Annotated in this window: 16 protein-coding genes and 1 pseudogene; 15 read left to right on the top strand and 2 right to left on the bottom strand. The window is 47.5% G+C overall.

Translation table 11 applies throughout. The features are described 5' to 3' along the window. Positions 1-23: 23 nt before the first annotated feature. Positions 24-1,157, top strand: a complete 1,134-nt coding sequence (gene truD, locus EAO37_RS02645) for a tRNA pseudouridine(13) synthase TruD (protein WP_120951392.1) — start codon at positions 24-26, stop codon at positions 1,155-1,157. After that, complete coding sequence (gene folE / locus EAO37_RS02640; RefSeq protein ID WP_120951390.1) at positions 1,138-1,680, top strand: GTP cyclohydrolase I FolE; 543 nt, start codon at positions 1,138-1,140, stop codon at positions 1,678-1,680. Before truD ends, folE begins: the two co-directional genes overlap by 20 nt. Here the strand turns inward: folE and EAO37_RS02635 are convergent. Next, positions 1,677-2,837, bottom strand: a complete 1,161-nt coding sequence (locus EAO37_RS02635; RefSeq protein WP_120951388.1) for an FtsW/RodA/SpoVE family cell cycle protein — start codon at positions 2,835-2,837, stop codon at positions 1,677-1,679. The genes folE and EAO37_RS02635 overlap by 4 nt on opposite strands. 117 nt (positions 2,838-2,954) lie before the next feature. Here EAO37_RS02635 and flgB point away from each other — a divergent pair, with 117 nt between their 5' ends. From flgB to EAO37_RS02605, 6 genes and pseudogenes are all read left to right on the top strand, one after another. Further along, a complete protein-coding gene (gene flgB, locus EAO37_RS02630; protein ID WP_120951386.1) occupies positions 2,955-3,377 on the top strand; it encodes a flagellar basal body rod protein FlgB in 423 nt (140 codons plus the stop codon). Between the two features lie 14 nt (positions 3,378-3,391). Next, on the top strand, positions 3,392-3,883 hold the full coding sequence (flgC, locus tag EAO37_RS02625; protein WP_120951384.1) for a flagellar basal body rod protein FlgC: 492 nt from the start codon (positions 3,392-3,394) through the stop codon (positions 3,881-3,883). Positions 3,884-3,949: 66 nt separating this feature from the next. Next, the gene (gene fliE / locus EAO37_RS02620; RefSeq protein WP_041302713.1) at positions 3,950-4,267 is read left to right on the top strand and encodes a flagellar hook-basal body complex protein FliE; all 318 of its coding nucleotides are present in this window, start codon (positions 3,950-3,952) and stop codon (positions 4,265-4,267) included. 26 nt (positions 4,268-4,293) lie between these two features. Next, positions 4,294-6,132 carry a penicillin-binding protein 2 gene (locus EAO37_RS02615; RefSeq protein ID WP_120944429.1) on the top strand — a complete coding sequence of 613 codons (1,839 nt, stop codon included), beginning with the start codon at positions 4,294-4,296 and terminating at the stop codon, positions 6,130-6,132. A gap of 43 nt (positions 6,133-6,175) precedes the next feature. Beyond that, positions 6,176-7,279, top strand: a pseudogene (locus tag EAO37_RS02610) (Mrp/NBP35 family ATP-binding protein); the annotation flags it as partial. Further along, the gene (locus EAO37_RS02605) at positions 7,279-9,243 is read left to right on the top strand and encodes an FUSC family protein (RefSeq protein ID WP_120951380.1); all 1,965 of its coding nucleotides are present in this window, start codon (positions 7,279-7,281) and stop codon (positions 9,241-9,243) included. The pseudogene EAO37_RS02610 and the gene EAO37_RS02605, both read left to right, overlap by 1 nt. Here the strand turns inward: EAO37_RS02605 and EAO37_RS02600 are convergent. Continuing rightward, positions 9,240-9,917: an RsmE family RNA methyltransferase gene (locus EAO37_RS02600; RefSeq protein WP_120951378.1), complete on the bottom strand. Its 678-nt coding sequence runs from the start codon at positions 9,915-9,917 to the stop codon at positions 9,240-9,242. The genes EAO37_RS02605 and EAO37_RS02600 overlap by 4 nt on opposite strands. Before the next feature lie 108 nt (positions 9,918-10,025). Between EAO37_RS02600 and hemH the strand changes: the two genes are divergently transcribed. Genes hemH through EAO37_RS02565 form a run of 7 tightly spaced genes read left to right on the top strand, consistent with a single transcriptional unit; the run spans position 10,026 to position 20,376 of the window. Further along, the gene (hemH, locus tag EAO37_RS02595) at positions 10,026-10,955 is read left to right on the top strand and encodes a ferrochelatase (RefSeq protein ID WP_240451710.1); all 930 of its coding nucleotides are present in this window, start codon (positions 10,026-10,028) and stop codon (positions 10,953-10,955) included. Positions 10,956-11,007: 52 nt separating this feature from the next. After that, on the top strand, positions 11,008-11,634 hold the full coding sequence (locus EAO37_RS02590; RefSeq protein ID WP_120944438.1) for a thioredoxin fold domain-containing protein: 627 nt from the start codon (positions 11,008-11,010) through the stop codon (positions 11,632-11,634). After that, positions 11,624-14,446, top strand: a complete 2,823-nt coding sequence (gene ccsA, locus EAO37_RS02585; protein ID WP_120951374.1) for a cytochrome c biogenesis protein CcsA — start codon at positions 11,624-11,626, stop codon at positions 14,444-14,446. The genes EAO37_RS02590 and ccsA overlap by 11 nt, the downstream gene beginning before the upstream one ends. A gap of 58 nt (positions 14,447-14,504) precedes the next feature. Then, on the top strand, positions 14,505-15,917 hold the full coding sequence (aspA, locus tag EAO37_RS02580; protein ID WP_120944442.1) for an aspartate ammonia-lyase: 1,413 nt from the start codon (positions 14,505-14,507) through the stop codon (positions 15,915-15,917). Positions 15,918-15,919: 2 nt separating this feature from the next. Next, complete coding sequence (locus tag EAO37_RS02575; RefSeq protein WP_205589734.1) at positions 15,920-17,218, top strand: transposase; 1,299 nt, start codon at positions 15,920-15,922, stop codon at positions 17,216-17,218. 9 nt (positions 17,219-17,227) lie between these two features. Next, entirely contained in the window at positions 17,228-17,857 is a 630-nt protein-coding gene (gene thyX / locus EAO37_RS02570) for an FAD-dependent thymidylate synthase (protein WP_120944444.1), read from the top strand. Beyond that, positions 17,836-20,376, top strand: coding sequence for a DNA polymerase (locus EAO37_RS02565; protein ID WP_120951372.1), 2,541 nt, complete (start codon positions 17,836-17,838; stop codon positions 20,374-20,376). The genes thyX and EAO37_RS02565 overlap by 22 nt, the downstream gene beginning before the upstream one ends. Positions 20,377-20,399 lie beyond the last annotated feature (23 nt).

The raw sequence follows: 20,399 nt of genomic DNA, 5'->3' as shown, positions 1-20,399 counted from the left end.
CTCGCAATGATTATAATTAGGGCATGGATAAACAACCGCCCTTTTTCCCTCTTGATGCGCCCACGCGCTTTTTTGCCTCCAGCCATGCGCCCATAGAGTTTTACTTTAAAAAATGCAGTCGGGATTTTAGCGTGCTCGAAGAGCCCCTCTATCCCTTTAGCGGGTGCGGGGATCACGCTGTGCTTAAGGTGCGCAAGAAAGATCAGAGCACTTGGGAGATGTTAAGCTTATTTTCACAGATAAGCGGGTGCAAAATACCAGACTTTGGCTATGCTGGGCTCAAAGACAAGCAAGCTATAAGCACGCAATATATTTCCATGCCCAAAACCCGCGCTACCATCTTAGAGAAACACACCTCCATTCTGCTAGAACATGGCATTAAGATTTTAGAGATCAACGCCCATAGCCATAAAATCCGCCTAGGGCATCTCAAGGGCAACCACTTTAGCATGCGCCTTAAAAAGCTCAAACCCTTGGACGCGCGCAAAATTGAGCAAGTGCTAGGTTTTTTACAAACCTATGGCTTTCCTAACTACTTTGGAGCGCAACGCTTTGGCAAGGGGGGGGATAATTTCAAACAATCTGCCCCGCGCTCTAAAAAACTGAATGCCTTTTTTCTCTCCAGTTATCAAAGCCATCTTTTCAACCATTGGCTCAGCGCGCGCATGCGTTTGAATACTTTGTTAGCTAACTTTAGCCCCCAAGAATTGCGCGCGGAGTTTGCGCACTTAAAATTAGACACCCTCAAAGCTCTGCAAGCTCAAGAACACTATTTTAAACTTCTAGAGGGGGATATTCTGTGCCACTATCCCTTTGGCAAATACTTCTGTCATGACGATCCCCTCAATGCCACACGCCTAATCACTCAAGAAATCGCCCCTACCGGTTTGCTCACCGGGCAAAAGATCATGCATGCGCAAAATACAGCTTGGTCTTTAGAGTGCCCTTATGCCCACCCTCTTAAAGCCAAAGGAGATCGCCGTTATGCTCTGGTGTTTCCTGCTGAGGTGCGTTTTAGCTATCTGCCCCAAGAGGCACAGGGAAAGTTAGAGTTTTTTCTGCCTAAAGGGGCGTATGCTACGATCTTTTTAGAGGAGATCGCTGGGCGGATTTTATTTACACCAAGCAAAGAGATTCATGCAAGATTTATGGCTTAAACTGTGCGCGCGCATAGGCGAAGACCCGCATAGAGAGGGGCTTAAAAACACCCCTGAGCGTGTTAAAGTCCTTTGGGATCACTTGATGCAGGGCTATAGCTGTGATCCTGAGCAAATTTTACAAAGTGCCTTTAGCATTGAGCGTTGCGATGGGATCATTGTGCTCAAAGATATTGAGTTTTATAGCATGTGTGAGCACCATTTACTGCCCTTTTTTGGGCATGTGAGTGTGGGGTATATCCCTAAAGATAAGGTTGTAGGGTTGGATGCGATCGCTAAGTTGGTAGAGGCTTACTCAAGGCGTTTGCAAATTCAAGAACGCTTGAGCGAGGAGATTGCCAGCACCTTTGAGCGGATTTTACAGCCTAAGGGCGTGGGGGTGTTTTGTGTGGCTAAACATTTATGCATGGCGATGCGCGGGGTGCAAAAACAAGAAGCTGTGGTGAAAACCAGCGCGCTTAAAGGGCTTTTTAAAAGCGATGCGCGCACGCGTGCGGAGTTTATGCAATTACTCCAATCCTAACTTCTAGCCTGTTTGGAGAGACAGAGCACCAGCCCTAATGCTAAAGAATTAGCGATAATGGAGCTGCCCCCATAGCTCAAAAAGGGCACGGCAATCCCCTTAATGGGGATGATCCCACTCACCCCAAAGGCGTTAATGATGAAAGAAAAGCCCATCAGCAACGCCACGCCCAAACAAAAGAGCATGTGTTTGGGGTTATCAAGGCGGTTGGTGATCTTAAACATCCCATGCAAGAGGGCTAACATCAGCCCCACACACACAAAGATCGCCACAAACCCCAGCTCTTCAGCTAACCCGGCTAAGATCATGTCTGTATGCACTTCGCTTAAAAAGCCCAGTTTCACCACTCCCTCACCCAAACCCTGCCCGAATATCCCCCCGTGCTTGATGGCGTTGGTAGCGTGGTAGATTTGATAAGGTTCGGGTAGATTGTCAATGCGTAGGCTATTGGCGAGTTTAGAGGGTAAGAGAGAGAGGATCGAGCTTTGCAAATTAGACCACCAGAGTTTCATGCGCAAAATGCGGTGCGCGCTGGTGAAAATAGCTACCAGTCCAATACACAGCGCAAGAGTGAAAAAGATTTTAAAGAGTTTAAAGCTCCCCCCAGAGAAAATGAGCAAAAAGCCCAAGACAATGGCTAGTAAGATCACCTGCCCTAAATCGTTTTGCAACACCCCAATAAAAAAGGCAGCCAGCAAGAATAAGACGAAATAAGGGATGAGGATCATCAACTCGTCTTTGACACTGGCTTTTTCTTGGTTAAAAAAGGTGCGCGACAAACTCCAAGAGAGGAAGAACACAAAACCCACTTTAAAAAACTCCGTAGGGGCGAGTGAGAAAAAGGGGAGGCGAATCCAGCGTTTTGCCCCTCCCGCACTAGAGGACATGCTCTCAGGCAAGAAATTCATCAACACGATGAGTAAAAACGAACCAAAAAAGAGCACAAAACCCAGCTTGACAAACCATTTATCTGGATTGAGCCAAGAAATCCCCCACATCAGCACTATCCCCACTCCCACAGCCACCGCTTGGCGGATAAAAAAGTGGAATTCTTGGTAGCGGTATAAAAGGGTGGTGTAGGTGGAAAGAGAGTAGCTCATCACTACGCTTAAGCCCATCAGTAGGCTCGCATAGAGAAATAAACGCCGGTAAGCCATCAAAGACCTTTGGAAAATATGTTTGGAAACTATGCTATAATTATACAAAATTTTGCAGGCTTGGCTTTTGGGGTTGTGGAATACTCCTTGCTTTTAAGTCTCTAAGAAAGGGTTTTTATGGATTTGTCTAAAGCCTATCCTTTAGTGTATAAGGCGATGGATTATCGCGCCTTGCGGCAGGATTTGATCGCAAGCAATATCGCCAATGTGGACACGCCTTTTTACCGCCCTAAGGATTTGGATTTTGAAACCATGCTAGCCCATAAGAAGGCACAGGTGTTTGATCACCAAAAAGACGAGCATTTAAAGCTTGCAGAGACCAATCCACGGCATTTAGAGCCTAAGGACTATGAGGACAACAGGGCGACCATCTTTTTTAGGGATGGGCACTTGGCTAAGAATGATGGTAACAGCGTGGATATTGACATTGAGACCTCAGAGATGGGGAAAAATTCTACCATGTATTTGGCTCTGACTACCGCGCTTAAGAAACACAGAAGCATCGTCAATTACGCTATTGACGCAGCCAAGAATATTTAGAAGGAAGGACAACCATGTTTTTATCTAGCTTTGACATCAGCGGTTATGGATTATCCGCCCAGAGAGTGCGCGCTAATCTCATTTCTTCTAATATTGCTAACGCAAACACCACCCGCACCGATGAGGGCGGACCTTACCGCCGTCAAGAAGCGATCTTTAGAGCCTTTGACTTCAACAAGGTATTGAACGAAAAACTCGCAGAAAATAACAATTTGATGGAGTATGAAGACCCCTTAGATGAGAGCGATGACATTGAAAAGCCCAACCCACCCATCATGGGGGTGTATATTGAAAAGATCGTGCGCGATGACAAAGCACCTCTTTTAAAATACGATCCCACCCACCCGGACGCGGACGCTAACGGCTATGTGTCCTACCCTAATGTCAATCCAGTGGTGGAGATGGCAGATTTGATCGAGGCTACGCGCGCTTATCAAGCCAATGTCGCGGCGTTTCAAAGCACTAAAAATATGGCGACCAACGCCATTGGCATGCTACAAGCTTAATTTAAAGAAAGGAGATTCTCTTTCGCGCTTAAAGATTCGCTAGAAGAGACGATATAGGTGGACAAGATGCAAGGAGTCAACATGAAAACTTTATACACTGATATAGGGTTGAATAAAGCTAGCACTCCTTTAGATTCAAAGGCGCATGAGAATCTAATGGAGAAGGGGGAGTTCTCTGCGATGCTCAAGCACTCTATTGATGAACTCAACAACACCCAAAAGGAGTCCGATAAGGCACTCGCAGACATGGCAACCGGGCAAGTTAAAGACCTGCACCAAGCCGCGATTGCTATTGGCAAAGCCGAAACTAGCATGAAGCTTATGCTAGAGGTGCGCAACAAGGCGATTAGTGCCTACAAAGAGTTGCTAAGGACACAGATTTAACCTCTTGCTTGTGCTAGGAAGCTTTTATGAGCACTGAGCCAAGCCCTGCTACCCCCCCCCTCCCTAACCCTGAATTAGACCCTAGACGCACTGAGAGGCTTTTACTCATCTTCTTAGTCGTGGGGGGCTGTTTGCTCCTCTTTGTGGTGGTGATGTTTTTTAAGGCGATCTTACCTAGAAAAATGCCCGCTTTCGTGGTAACAAAAACTAATATCGCCACGCGGGGTAGCATTTATAGCCAAGATGGTTTTAGCCTAGCTAGTAGCCAAAAACTCTTTAAGGTGAGTTTTAACCCCCTCTCCATTGATCCAGACAAGCGCGACTTTTTTATTGACTTGCTCTCCATTTACACCAATATCCCCCGCTCCCTCATCGCTGAAAAATGCACCCAAAATAGCTATGTTACCCTCTCTTATAATATCAACGCCAACACGGCAGCAAGCTTACGCCAGCTCAACGCCAAGCTATTAGCCTATAATGTCTTTGTGGAGTATGAGGACAATAGTAAAAAAATCGTGCCCAAGATCGGGCTGAATATTGAAGTGAGCGGGATTGCTAGAAACTACCCTTATAAAGATAATTTTGAGCCCTTAGTGGGCTATGTCAAAAAGATCGACACCTCTAAGATCACAATGGTGCAGGGGGTCAAGGGCTTAGAAAAGTTTGACAATAAAATGCTTGTTGCCAAACATGACGGGCAGGACACGGGCAAGCGCGACATCGGCTTTAATCTCATTGAGGATAAGAGTTTTGAGAGTATCGCGCGCGTGGATGGCTTTGATCTCACTTTGAGTATCCCCTTAAAGATTCAACGCGATCTAGAGCACCTCTTAGACAGGGCAAAGACTCATTATAAATCCCAGCAGATCATTGCAGGCGTGTTTTCTCCAAATAATGGCGAAATCCTTGCCCTAGCGACCACTAATAGATTTAACCCCAATAATATCCAAAAGAGCGATTACTCAGCATTGAATGTAGATGCGATCGAACTCTCCTTTGAGCCCGGGAGCACCATTAAGCCCATTGTTTATAGCCTGCTGGTAGATAAAAAACGCATTGACACCACTAAGCCCATTGATTTAAGCCATGGTGTTTACAAGCTGGGCAAATACACCATTAGAGACGATCTCATCCCCCCCAAAAACCCCACAATCGAAGATGTTTTAGTGCGCTCCAGCAATGTGGGCATGATCAAACTCTCTAAACGGCTGAGTGGACCAGAAATGTATCAGGGTTTGAAAAGTTTTGGGGTGAGTGAGCCTACTGGGATTGACTTGCCCTATGAAAAAACGGGGCTACTCCCCAGTGTGCGCCTGCTCAGTGGTGAAGTGTATAAGGGCAGTGTTTCTTATGGCTATGGCTTGCGCACCACCTTTATGCAACTCTTGCGCGCTTACGGGGTGTTTGCTAATGGGGGATTTTTAGTAACTCCCCACTTGGTGCAACGCTTTAGTGCCTCCAATGGCGATGTTTATATCCCCAATTTCCCCCCTAAAAAACAAGTCATCAGCAAGGAGAGCGCGCGCAAAATGCAAGAACTCTTGATTAAAGTCGTAACCCATGGCACGGGCAAGAGCGCGCAGGTGGGTGGGCTTATCATCGGGGGCAAGACAGGCACAGCACGCATTGCCAACAAGGGCAAATACACTGATGTTTATAATAGCTCATTTTTTGGCTTTGCTAGGGACAAGCAAAACACTTATGGGATTGGTGTCGTGGTTTTTGGCTCTTTGGGGAGTGAAGAGTATTATGGCAGCCAAACAGCCGCGCCCATTTTTAAGCAGATTGTGCAATTGCTCATTAAAAACCAGTATCTCACGCCCACCCTCATATCTCCCCCCAAAACCCCCGCGCACAGACATTAAGAAAAATGCGAATAAGCCATGTTAGACTAAGAATACACCCAAAAGGATAAAAATGATTACACAAGATCAGGTCTTAAACGCGCTCAAAAGCGTTATTTACCCCAATTTTGAGCGCGATATTGTCAGCTTTGGCTTTGTCAAAAATATCACCTTGCATGAGAGTCGTTTAGGGCTACTCTTAGAAATCCCCTCTAGCTCCCCAGAGGTCAAAGCCACTTTAGAAAGGGAAGTGCGCGCCAAAATGCAAGAGATTGGCATCAGCGCGCTACAACTAGACATCAAAACTCCCCCTAAAAAAGAACCCCAACAAGCCACCAGCAACAAAAACCTAGCCCCCAATATTAAGCATGTGGTGATGGTTAGCTCGGGTAAGGGCGGGGTGGGCAAGAGCACCACCAGTGTTAATTTAGCCATTAGCCTAGCCCAAGCTGGGCAAAAAGTCGGCTTGCTGGATGCGGATGTCTATGGTCCTAATATTCCTAGAATGTTAGGCTTGGTGGGCGTGGACCCCATGAGCGATCCTAGTGGCAAAAAACTTATCCCGCTAGAAGCCTACAATGTCAAAACCATGAGTATGGGGCTACTCTATGAAGAAGGGCAGAGTTTAATTTGGCGCGGACCCATGCTTATGCGCGCCATTGAGCAAATGCTCACCGATATTTTATGGGGACAGCTAGATATTCTCATTGTGGATATGCCCCCGGGCACGGGCGATGCCCAGCTCACTCTAGCCCAAGCCGTGCCCATTAGCGCGGGCGTTAGTGTAACTACCCCTCAACTGATAAGCCTAGATGATGCTGCGCGCTCTTTAGACATGTTTGCCAAATTACATGTTCCCATTGCGGGCGTGATTGAGAACATGAGCGGGTTTGTCTGCCCGCATTGTGCGCACACCAGCGATATTTTTGGCAAGGATAATCTAAGTGCGCTCCTAGAGCAATACCAAACCCAAGCACTCGCGCGCATCCCCTTAGAAATGCAGGTTAGAGAGGGAGGGGATAAGGGCACGCCCATTAGTGTGCTTAATCCTAAATCCCCGGTCAGTCTTGCCTACCAACAAGCTAGCGAAAAACTCCTAGAATTTTTAGCCAAAGTGGCGCGCGAAGAGTTGGCAACCAACAAAGAAATTCAACCTACGATCCGCTAGTGCTTAACGCTTTCAAACGCGCTGTTCACCTCTATGATCCGGGTTACTTTAGCCTGATCTACGCGCTCAAGGCGACCTTTACCACTTTTTTATGCGCCGTCTTAGGGGCGTTTTTCTTTAGTCCCTTTATCACCATTTGGGCAGGGTTTCAGGCGATTTTCATTTACTTTTTAAGTGTGCTCATCAGCGACAAGGATCATGAGATCCACTATCTATTGAGCTTTGTGGCAATAAGTTGTGCGATCATCATGCTGGTGTATCCGGTGGCGCATTTTGGGGTGTGGCTGTGCGTGCCCCTATATTGCATCACTTTTTTTGTGGGGCTCTCTATGGCTTATAGCATGGACTTACACAAGGTGTGCAATACCGCTCTTTCCAATGGACTCATCACTTGCTTATACCTAGACGCGCACGCGCCTATTAATCTAACCCAGAGTTTAGGCATGGTGAGTTTATTGGCTATACTCAGTATCCTCCTGCAGTATTTTGTCTTTGTCTCCAAATACAGTGCTTTCACCAAAAAGCGTTTTAGTATTCTGCTCTCTAATATGGAATTGATGTTGCAATACGCCAACCACCCGCACGACTACGCCATGATTAAGACCCAAGTGCTCCAGCAAATCCAAAACACCAAGAGGATTTTAAACTCCAAATCCAGTAAGATCAAAGACCCCCATACCATCCAAAATCTCCAACGGAGTCTCTTTCAGCTCCACGCCTTAGAGGAAATCTACCACTCCATCCACTCTATCTATGGCTATTTCAACACCCAAACTCTAGAGTTAGTGCGCCAAGAGCTCTTATTGAATTTCCAAATTTTAGCAGGGGTATTTAGCCAAAAGAATATCCCCTTACACATGGACGCTTTGCAACATCTTAACCCCCATGTGGATAAACTCGTGCGCCACTCCATTGAGATCATTTACAACAAAATGGAGGTGTTTTTAATCGGGGGAGAAATGCCCTTAAGACCCCCCACCAGCACACCCCCCTCCTTTAAGAGTGTCTTAGAAGCCTTGCACTTCAAACACCCCATCTTCCAATACGCCTTTAAATACGCGACCGCCATGGGGATTTCCGTCTTTATTGCGCGTTATTTTGGCTTTAACCATGGCATGTGGATTGCGATGGCGACCCTGCTTGTTTCGCGCTCGTCTCTAGGGAGCACTAAGGAAACCCAATTAGAATTTGTCAAGGGATCGGCTGTCGGGTTATTGCCCGGTTTGTTGGTGGTGTGGCTTTTTGCAGACACTTGGGTGTTTTATGTTTGTTTGGGGTTGGGGGTGTTCTTGTTTATTTATCTCAAGGTGTATTCCTACACCACTTGGGCGAGTGCCTTGATGTTCGCCTTTTTGCTATGTTTTTCACTCTTTACGCACAATTTTATGGATATTGTGGTCTCAAGAGTAACAGACATCGCGCTAGGAATCGCCATTGTCTATAGCGTGTTTTTATTCCTGTGGCCCAAATACGATAAGGACGCGTTTATCCAGCACATGCAAGGTGCACTCAACACCTTAAAAAACCTACTCAGTCTCACTCTTAAGCCCCATAACCCCCGCGCCCTAGACATCCAAAGCCATTTTTTAAACCAATACAACGAGTTTAAGCTCTGTTTGAAACATGCCCGTAGCGAGACTTCTGACACCAAGAGTATCCAATCTCTCTTCCGCGCGCTCAAATGTTTAGATGTGTTAGACACCTTGAGTTACCGCCTCTATGAGTATTGCCACAACACCCCCCTTTGTCAAGAAGTCCAAGTCTTGGTGCACAACAACACCCGCTTGATTCTTAGCCGCTACACCCAAATACTCAACTATCTGCACAACAAGCCCCATTATTTCAAACCCCAACAAGCCGGACGCCTACTCCACATCAGCCATGATCTAGATACCCTCTTTGATACCCTCTTTGATACCCAAAACGCGCTCTTTAAAGAAATTACAGCCGTGTTTAAATACTAGGCTTTGCAACTTCCCAGCGCGCCAAGCCACAAAGCCGCCCCCTCACTTGTTAGAATAAAGCAATTAGGCGCGCTGTAAATCTCTCTGTCCTTAAATAGCTGTTGTTCTTGGCTGGAAAACCCGCCCTCAGGTCCGATGAGTATGCCTCCCTCTAGACTGGCTAATCCATCGCTCCCATGAAAATCTAGCACTTTGGCGCGTGGATAGGCTTGTAATACCGCTTGGGTGTTGGCAAAATGTTCTAAGATCATCAAGTCGCCACGCCCACTCTGTTGGTTAGAGGTGATCAAAATCTTTTGTAAGCGTTGCATTTGGCGCGCCCCAAAGACTTCTCTTTGGCTGTATTGCGCGTAAAAAAAGCTAATCTTACCCACCCCCATTTGATTCAAATAGGGCAGGACTCTTTCGATCTCCCTATGCGCGATCAAAGCCCAAATCAAATGGGTTTGTTGTGCGGGGCGTTTGGGAGAAAAACGACTCTCTAGCAGGCGCAAACACGCGTGTTTTTTGTGCACGCTCACCTGGGCATAGAGATAGAGCATGTCATCAACAAGGTTTCTAAAAGCCAAGACTTCTTGAGCCTGCGTGCGCCTACTGGCATACAAATGCCTATGAAGCGCGCCTTCTATAACAAGCTCTACTTGGCCGGCACTAGGGTGATAACTAAATTGCATGCCTCTACTTTAACACTTTTTTGGCAGGTTTTATGATAACATTATGGATAAAACAATGGATGATTTTTGAACCCTACACCTTCTCAAGAAGCGGTGGTCTTATTGAATATGGGCGGACCCAACCACTTACAAGAAGTGGAAGTTTTCTTGCATAACATGTTCAATGACCCCTGTATCCTCTCTATTAAAAACGCCCGTTTGCGCCAATTGGTGGCTAAATGCATTGTCAAAAGCCGTGCTTCTAAATCGCGCGCCATCTACGCGCGCATTGGGGGTAAATCCCCCATCGCCTCTTTGAGCGCGCAACTTGCCCAAAAGTTATGCGCCCTCGATCCTAGCCGCTATTACACCTACGCGATGCGCTACACCCCCCCCTACGCCCTAGGGGTGCTCGAACAACTCCAACAACGCGCGATCAAGCATATTACCCTCTTTTCCATGTATGCCCAATACTCCACAACCACCACTCTCTCCTCGCTCACAGACGCGCACAACGCCCTTAAGAGTCTCAATTACACCCCGCTTTTAAACATCATCGATCGCTTTTACACCAACGCGCTTTACAACCAAGCCATTGTGCAAAGCATTATAGCGACTTTAAAGGGGCGCGATCCCCAAGAGTTTGTGTTGATCTTTAGCGTGCATGGTCTACCTGAGCGCGTGATCCTACAGGGCGATCCCTACCAAGCTGAGTGTATCCACCATGTGAGTTTACTCAAGCAAGCCCTAACGCGCGCGTGTGTTTTTTTTAAGCATGTAGAGCTGGCTTACCAATCCAAAGTAGGTCCTATGAAATGGCTAGAACCCAGCACAGAGGCGATGATAGAACACCACCGTAAGAGCAAATTGGTGATTTACCCCCTCTCTTTTAGCATTGATAATTCTGAAACCCTATATGAATTGCAAATCCAATACCGCTTGGATGCCAAGCGTTTGGGGGTTTTAGAATATTTAGTCTGCCCTTGTTTGAACGATCACCTCGATTTTGCCAAAGCCATTTTAGAAGTTTTAGATAATCAACGCGCCAAGCCAAGCTAGATTTACTCTATAAGACTACAATGAGAGCCCTATCTCATTTGAAAGGATTGATATGCATAGGTTCTTTTTGTGCTTACTCACTTTGCTAGCCCTAGCCCATGCCAATGATGATGCCATCAACGAAGAGATGATTAGCTCAGGGAGCACTAGCCCCAAACAAGCCCTAGAGGAAGCCAATAACCTAGACAAGCTAAGTTATGCCGGACTAGAAGATGTCTTTTTAGACACCAACACCATCGCCCCGCATGGCAAGTACATGTTGCTTGTCTTTGGCAAAAATGGCTGTTCTTATTGCGAATTGCTCAAGCAGGACATCAAGCAACATGACGCGCTCAAAAATTTCATCAAAGCCCATTACAGCGCCTACTACATCAATATCAGCTACTCCAAAATGCACAATTTCCAAGTGGGTGGTCCGCACAAAAACAGAGAGTTTAAGCTCCCCACCGCCGAATTGGCTTCTATTTACGATGTCAATTCCACACCCACGATTGTCTTTGCCAACCCAGATGGCAAAACCATTTACGAGCTCCCCGGTTACATGCCCTATAAACAATTCCTAGCCGTCCTAGAGTTTGTAGGCAAGGGCTTGCACAAGGGGATTAAGGACAATAAAGAGTTTATCAGCAAGTTGCGCGCCTATATCTTGAAGCGCACTAGGGAGCTCAATGCGGCTTAAAACACTCCTTTACTTTTTCTTGGGTTCGTTTTGGGTGGCAATCCCGGTGATGATCACCTATGCCACCGCTTGCGCGCTAGCGACCTTTGTGGAAAATGATTATGGCACACCTGCTGCCCAAGCGGTGGTTTACCACACTTGGTGGTTTAACGCTCTGCACGCGTATTTGTTGATTCTCATCATCGGATCGCTCATTAGCTCTAGGGCGTTCCAGCGCAAGCGTTGGATAAGCATCTTTTTTCATCTCTCTTTGGTGGTGATCATCGTGGGAGCGGGGATCACGCGCTTTTTTGGCTTTGAAGCCACCATGCATATTAGAGAGGACGCTACCAGCAACGCGATCACCACTAGCGACACCTATTTGAATATCCAAGCTAGTAAGCCAGATACCCCTCCCCTGCATTTTGCGCTCAAAAGCGCGCTTTCACCCTTTTCTAGACACTTGCCCAAACAAAGACTCAGTGTCTTTGACCAACCTCTCCTCTTAGAGCCCTTGAGTGTGCGCAAGCAAAGCCCAGATAAAAAGGACAACCACGCTCTTTTGCAACTCAAGGTTAGTTATCAGGGGCAAAGCCATATCTACGCTATTGTAGGCGGACCCGGGATTGAAAGCCAAGATGTGAGCGCGGATTTTCAAGGGGTGCGTATCGCGATCAATTGGGGGGTTACCACAAAGAAACTCCCCTTTGCCCTCAAACTCAAACGCTTTGAATTGGAACGCTACCCGGGGTCTATGAGCCCCTCTTCTTACGCCTCCGAGGTGGAGATTTTAGATAATCAAGGCAGGCTCATCAAGCCTTATCGCATCTTTATGAACCATGTCTTAGATTATGGAGGGTATCGCTTTTTCCAAAGTTCTTACGATCGCGATGAAAAAGGCACGATCCTCTCTGTCAACAAAGATCCGGGCAAACCCATCACTTACCTAGGCTATGCGGGCTTGATCTTAGGGGCGATCGCTTTGCTCTTTGGGCGTAGCGGGCGTTTCCAGAGGCTATCTCTCTTTTTAAAATCCCAAAACATTGCCGGGTTATTCTTGTTGGGCATGCTGGCTTTGGGGGGGACACATTTGCGCGCCGAAGCAGGCAAAATTGACATGCATGGGGGCAAGCCTGAAGCCACCCCTTTAAATGACATGGGCAAGGCTGCCCTAGAAAAAGAAAAGATCGCCACCTTACATGCGGGCATCATCCAGCGCATGAAAAATCTCAAAGCGCACTCTAAGGGCAAGTTAGGCAAATTCCAACGCCTGCAAGTGCAGGGTTTTGATGGACGCATTAAGCCTTTGGACACCTTGAGCATGGATTTAATCCACAAGATCACCCACCACGATGGCTTCAAGGGCATGGACAATATCCAAGTGATGTTAGGCATGATGCTCTACCCAGATGACTACAAGAGTATCAAGATGATCTACACCTCCACGCACAAATTGCGCCGCATCTTAGGCGTGCCCCCTAACCAAGCGCGCGTGGCTTTTGTAGACATTTTTGGTCCGCATGGTTACAAACTCCAAAACTATGTAGAGGAGATCAACCAAAAAGCCCCCAAGGATCGCGATGAATTTGACAAGGACATCTTGCGCGTGGATGAACGAGTCAACTGGGTTTACACCATTTTTAGTGGGGCGATTTTGAAAATTTTCCCAGAGAAAAACTCTAACTCTTGGCTCTCCCCAGCTGATGCGATCAAGAGTAGCGATGCGCCTTTGGCTAAAGAAGCTAGGGAATTTTTACGCGCTCTCTTTGTGGGCTTTGATGCGGGAGTGGACTCTAATCAATGGGACAAGGTGAATCAAACCTTGGACGCGTTGGGTGCCTACCAGCGTGCCCATAGCTCTCTAGTCTTAAGCCCAGCCAAGATCAACGCGGAGATCTTTTTAAACCATAGCAATTTCTTTAACATGCTCACTCTGCCCTATATTTTGCTAGGTTTGCTCTTATTAGGGGTGGTGTTGGTAGCCACCTTCAAAAACAAACCCCCTAAGGCGTGGGTGCATTGGGGGTTTTATGGCGCGCTCTTGTTACTAGCCCTAGCGCACACGGCTGGGCTCTTATTGCGCTGGTATGTGAGCGAGCACTCCCCTTGGAGCAACGCCTATGAATCCATGCTCTACATCGCATGGGCGGCTATTGTCGCCGGACTCATCTTGCGCTCTAACTTAGCCCTTTGCGCTTCTAGCTTTTTGGGGGGAATCGCCCTCTTTGTGGCGCACTTGGGCTTTATGGACCCCCAAATTGGCAATCTTGTGCCCGTGCTCAAATCCTATTGGCTCAATATCCATGTGTCCATCATCACAGCCAGTTATGGCTTTTTGGGCTTGTGCTTTATTTTGGGAATCTTAACCCTCCTGCTCTTTGTGTTAAGAAGCCCCAAACGCCCCAATATTGACACCACGATCTGCTCCTTGAGCGCGATCAACGAAATGGGCATGATCTTAGGGCTTTTATTGTTGAGTGTGGGGAATTTCTTAGGGGGCGTGTGGGCTAATGAATCTTGGGGGCGTTATTGGGGCTGGGACGCTAAAGAAACTTGGGCATTGATCTCCATTGCGGTTTACGCTGTGATCTTGCACCTGCGCTTTTTGCGTTTTGAGTTCATGCCCTTTGTCTTTGCTAGCGCGAGTGTGGTGGGCTTTTACTCCATTTTGATGACCTATTTTGGAGTCAACTACTACCTCTCAGGCATGCACAGCTATGCCGCAGGCGATCCTGTGCCCATCCCTAGTTTTCTCTACTTCTTTGTGGCGGGCACTTTGCTTCTCATTGTAGCGGCTAGCTGGAAACGCCAACTTGTGATGCCCAAATTCTAGTGTTATTAATTTTAAGTGGCTACAATAGTGCGTTTCAATTTTACTCTAAGGACAAGCGATGGCAACCAGAAAAGAACATGATTTTATTGGCGAAATGGAGATTGATGATAGTCTCTACTATGGGATTCAAACCATGCGTGCGGTGGAAAATTTCAATATCACCCATGATCGCCTGTTCAATTACCCCATTTTTATCCGCTCTTTTGCACAGGTGAAAAAGGCTGCTGCTCTAGCCAATGCCGAGCTAGGGCTCATTGACATCAAGATCAGCGATGCGATCTGCCATGCCTGCGATAAAATCATTGATGGGGAATACCAAGATCAATTTGTGGTGGATATGATTCAAGGCGGGGCGGGCACCAGCACGAATATGAATATGAACGAGGTGATCGCCAATGTGGCTTTAGAATATCTGGGGCACAAAAAGGGCGAATACCAATATTGCCACCCCAATGACCATGTGAATCGCTCCCAATCCACCAATGACGCTTATCCCAGCGCGCTTAAAATTGCCATTTACGAACGCCTGGATCACATGACCCAAGTGCTGAAAGTGCTAAAAGACGCGTTTGCTAGAAAAGCTAAAGAGTTTTCCCATGTGCTCAAAATGGGGCGCACCCAGCTCCAAGACGCTGTGCCCATGACTTTAGGGCAGGAGTTTGAAACCTTTGTGTCCATGGTGGAAAAGGATATCCAACACATTTTAGACGCGCGTAGCTGGACGCGTGTGATTAACTTAGGGGGCACGGCTATTGGCACGGGCATTAATTCTCACCCCGATTACAAACGCATTGTAGAAAAGAAAATCCAAGAAGTTACCGGTAGACCTTTCACCATCGCCCATGATCTCATTGAAGCTAGCCAAAGCACAGGTTCTTATGTGCAAGTGAGTGGGGCACTCAAGCGCGTGGCGATCAAGCTCTCTAAAATCTGCAACGACTTGCGCCTATTGAGTTCAGGACCGCGCGCGGGGCTCAATGAGATCAATTTACCTAAAATGCAACCGGGGAGCTCTATTATGCCCGGCAAGGTCAACCCCGTGATCCCCGAAGTGGTGAATCAAGTGTGCTTTTCTGTAATTGGGAATGACTTAGCCGTGGCAATGGCTGCTGAAGGAGGGCAGTTGCAACTCAATGTCTTTGAGCCTGTGATCGCCTACAAGCTCTTCCACTCTTTCTTAATGCTCAACCGCGCTATGCGCACTTTGGTAGAAAAATGTATCAATGGAATCACTGCCAATGAAAAGATTTGCCATGACTATGTCTTCAATAGTATTGGCATTGTAACCGCACTCAACCCGCATATTGGGTATGAAAAATCTGCCTCCATCGCTAAAGAGGCACTAGACACGGGCAAGTCCGTCCAGCAGATTGTGCTAGAGCGCCAACTTCTCACCAAAGAACAACTAGCTGAGATCTTCCAGCCTGAAAACATGGTGAGCCCCCATGTTTTCAAAAAGCACAAAGACTAGCTTTGAGGTGGGCGTTCCTTCTGTTTTTGCTAAGTAGCATTTTGGGCGCGCACACGCCCGCACGCCCGCGCTTACTCTCCCCCATCCCCCCAGCCCCACAGATTGTCATGCCCTTAGAGCCCTGCAATGATGATTGTTTGAGAAAACTCTATGCGAGAGGGCAGATCTTTTCGTTTATGGCGCGCTATGTCTCTAGTCAGGACGCGCAATTAAAAGATGACTATGTCATTATTAACGATCTGCTCAACCCCACCCTAGCTGTAGCCACTAAGCCAGACAAGGCACAACCCACACAGGGGGCTGTGCAAAAAGTCGCGCTCCTAGTGCCTAAAGATGTGGTGGGGAAGTATAGCAACACCGCTATTAACGCCATTTTAGCCTATCTCGCGCTCCAAGAACAAAATTTCATCTTTAAAGTCTTTGATAGCAAGAAAGAAGACCCGCAGAGTTTAAAGCAGGCTTATGAGGAGATTGTCCAGGAGCATTTCCCCTTTGTGATCGCCTTACTCACCCAAAATGGGGTGTTGAACTTGATTAGCCAAACCCCCTTAAGTCTGCCCACCATCGTGCCCAGCGCGCACAAAGATCAACTAGAAAAGCGCGCAGATTTGCCCTCCGCTTTGATCTTTGGGGGGATTGATTTTAGCCAACAGGTAAGCATGCTTGTGGATTTAAGCCAGCATAGACCCCTAGTGCTTTACAATGATGATAGCTTTAGGGGCGCGATGCTGGGCAAGAGTATCCAAGACTTGGGCGCGCCCATTCTCTACCAAGACACCATTACTTTTAAAAAAGCTAGCACCTTTTCGCATGAACTCAGAACGCAGATTCCCTATTTTAAAGAGGGTGTTGTGGTGCTCAACACCCCCATTGTCAAAACCGGGTTGTTGCTCTCCCAAATAGGGCTGCTCTCCAAAGCCAAACGCCCTAAAATGCTCCTCTCTTCGCAAATCAATTTCAATTTAGCCTTATTCATGCTAACCCAAGAACGCGATCGCCAACATTTCTACCTCACCAGCGCGATTGGCAAGATCAACCCCTATTTAGAACAATATGCCTCCATTTTGGGTGTGAACTTGGCTTACGACTGGGTGGGTTACACCAGTGTCAACGCCCTAGAGCACATGCTAGCTGACACCTACCACATTGCCCAACGCTACTTTAGCGAACCCCTGCAAAACAAGCAGATCGTCTACACCAACACCATTTACACCCCCAAAGGCTTAGGCTTTGTGCCTCTCTTATTGCCTACGCGCGCGCCAAGCTCCCCCCTCTTGCTTGAAGAATCAAGCGATGAATAAAGGACACTAGTGCAAGTGCATTTAAAACACGCCACCCCATTGAGTTGTTGCTACGAAGCGATTCGCACCTGTTACCAGAGTTTTGCTTACAGCGATGGGGGCGGGCGTAAGGATCTAGAACTCATCGATCGCGTGGCAAATAAATACCGCCATAACTCCACCTTAGAGCATTTGTTCTATAATTTTGAAATACTTGGAATCAGCCGGGCGTGTTTGCAAGAACTTGCGCGCCACAGAATGGCGAGCTTTTCAGTCAAATCTAGCCGTTACACTTTGAGCGAACTCAAAACCCAAGAGAGTTTCTTACCCTTGAGCGCGCAAAACCTTGAGCGCGCCCAAAAGTTTTTGGTGTTTACGGGAATAGAGGCGGTGGATCACGCCAGTGTGCAAGCTTTAGAAAATTTGCGCCTACTCATTAGCAACCATGTCAAAAACGACTACGCCAAATTTGCCATGCCTGAGAGTTATAAGACCAGCTTGGCTTTCAGTTTGAACGCGCGTAGCTTGCAAAATTTTCTCTCTTTGCGCACGGACAGCAAAGCCCTTTGGGAGATTCGCCAACTCGCCTTTGCGATCTATGAGGCGTTACCCCAAGATCACCAATACCTCTTTAGCGCGTGTTTAAAGGAAGCGCGCTGAAACTCCAACTTGTAGACACCTTTAGCCTATTGTTTAAATTCTACTACCACTTACAGGATTTGCGCACCTCCACGGGCACAAATACCGCATGGCTGAGTGCTTTTGTGCGCGTGGTCCAACAGGTTTATAAGCTCAAAGGGGATCACTTGGTCTTTGCCTTAGAGGGTAAAGAAAATAAGCGCAAGACATTGAGCCCCACTTACAAAGCCAATCGAGTCGCTCCCCCCGGACTAGAAGATCAATTGCCCATTATCTTGGAGTGGATGGAGCGCATGGGCTTAGATGTCTTTAGCGTGCCCGGGTATGAGAGCGATGATGTGATCGCAAGTTTGTGCGCTGTGTTTGAAGAAGCGCAGGTGCGTATTTTGAGCGCGGATAAGGATTTTTACCAATTAGTCAGCCCGCGCATTTTGCTATGCGATCCAGGAAGCAACACTCTAAGGGGCATAGAAGAATGCTTGGAGAAATACGGCATTTACCCCCACCAATTCGTAGAATACCAAGCTTTGGTGGGGGATAGTAGCGATGGGTATAAGGGTGTGGAGGGTGTGGGGGCGGTGTGGGGAGCTAAACTCATCCAAGCCTTTGGCACTTTAGAAAATCTCTATGACACCCTAGAAACCCATGGGATCACACAGCTTAAACTCCCCTCCAAATTGCAACGCGCGCTTCTCAAAGACAAGCCACAAGCCTTTTTAAGCCGCCAGCTTGCTACCCTGAACACCACGCTGTTTAGCCACCCTCCCACCTTGCAACCCTTCCCCCAAGAAAACCCCTTATTGCGTATTGCAGATGCCTTGCAGCACTACGAAATGTTTGGGCTACTCAAACAGATCACCCCTACCCCCATCCCCAAAAGCCCCCCCAAATCCCAAGATTTACACCTAGAAACCTCTAGCGTGTACGCGATCTATTTAGAACCCCAAAACGCCACTTTGGGTATCCTAGACATAGAGAGTGGGGCGTTTGGGCTTTTAGATTGCTACAATCCCCAAATAGATAAACAGGCTTTATGGCGATGCCAACTCATCGGGTACCAAATTAAAGAAGTTTTAGCCTTTTTAGCCCCCCCTTGTTTGCCCCGCTTTGAAGATGTCGCGCTATTGGCGTGGCTGTGTGATTCTGAGATCAAACCCCAAATTAGCGCGCTGGGCAAATTATTGGGGCTAGAGGCTTTTGAGAGCAAGCCTAACGCCCCTTTAGATGCCTTGATGTTAGAACGCAACACGCGCCTAATCGCCACCGCTTATAGGCATTACCAACGCGTTTTGAGCCCAGCCCTTTGGCAACTGGCTCACACTCTAGAATACCCTCTGCTAGAAATCTTGCTAGACATGCAGACACATGGGGTTTGCGTGGATTTGGATTATTTTGGGAGTCTACACATAGAGTTTCAAGACACTCTAAAGGCGTTGCAAGATCAAATCCACGCTCTAGCCCGCACCCCTCTCAATGTCAATTCCACCAAACAATGGGCGCATTTTCTCTACCAAGACTTGGGGCTACAAGCCAAGGGTGTAAAGAAGATCAAAACCGGGTTTTCCACCGATGAAGCCAGTTTAAAAGCCCTGCAAGACGCGTATGCGGGCATGACAATCCACAATGTCAATATTAACGCGCTCTTAGAGGCGCTCTTGCAATACCGCGAGATTTTCAAGCTCCAATCCACCTACATACAACCCCTGCTCTCTTGCAACACCCAAAGCAAGATTCACACTATCTTTTACCAAAACACCACCGCTAGCTCCCGTTTGAGCTCCGCGCATCCTAATTTGCAAAATATCCCCATACGCACCCCCTTAGGTAAGAAAATCGCCCACGGTTTTATCCCCAGCGCGCGCGATTTAGTGTTACTAGGGGTTGATTATTCCCAAATTGAGCTTAGACTCTTAGCCCATTTTAGCGGGGATACCCAATTAATCCAAGCCTTTTTGCAAGGACAAGACATCCACCTTAACACCGCTTTGGCTCTATTTAATGATCCGGATAAACGCGCCGCGGCTAAGAGCATCAACTTTGCTTTGATCTATGGCATGGGGGCTAGACGCTTGGGCGAAACCCTTAAGATCAGCCAACAAGAAGCCAGAGATTACATCGATCGCTACTTCAACGCCTTCCCCACAATCAAAGATTTTTTACAACATCTCAAAGCACGCCTTTTGCAAACCGGAGAGATCACCACGCTATTAGGGCATAAACGCTATTTTGACTTTGCGCAAGCCACCCCCAAGCTCCAAGCCGAATACCTGCGCGAAGGCGTGAATACCCTCTTTCAAGGGAGTGCTAGCGATCTGGTGAAATTAGCCATGCTCAAAATCCACGCCCACATCGCTCCATACCCTAGAGTAAAAATGCTAGTGCAGGTGCATGATGAAATCATCTTAGAAGCCCCCTGCGATCAAGCAGGCGATCTCGCCCTAGAGATCAAGGCACTCATGGAAAACATTTACCCTCTTAAAGTGCCCCTAGAGTGCCACACGGCTATCGCGCCTAACTGGGGGGATTTAAAGGGGTTGTAGCGGGGGTTTTCTGTGCTAGAATA

The sequence above is a fragment of the Helicobacter sp. L8 genome, assembly GCF_003660355.1.
Classification (GTDB): Bacteria; Campylobacterota; Campylobacteria; order Campylobacterales; family Helicobacteraceae; genus Helicobacter; species Helicobacter labacensis.
Note: the sequence above shows the minus strand (reverse complement) of the source record. Positions and strands in the feature narration are given on the sequence as shown.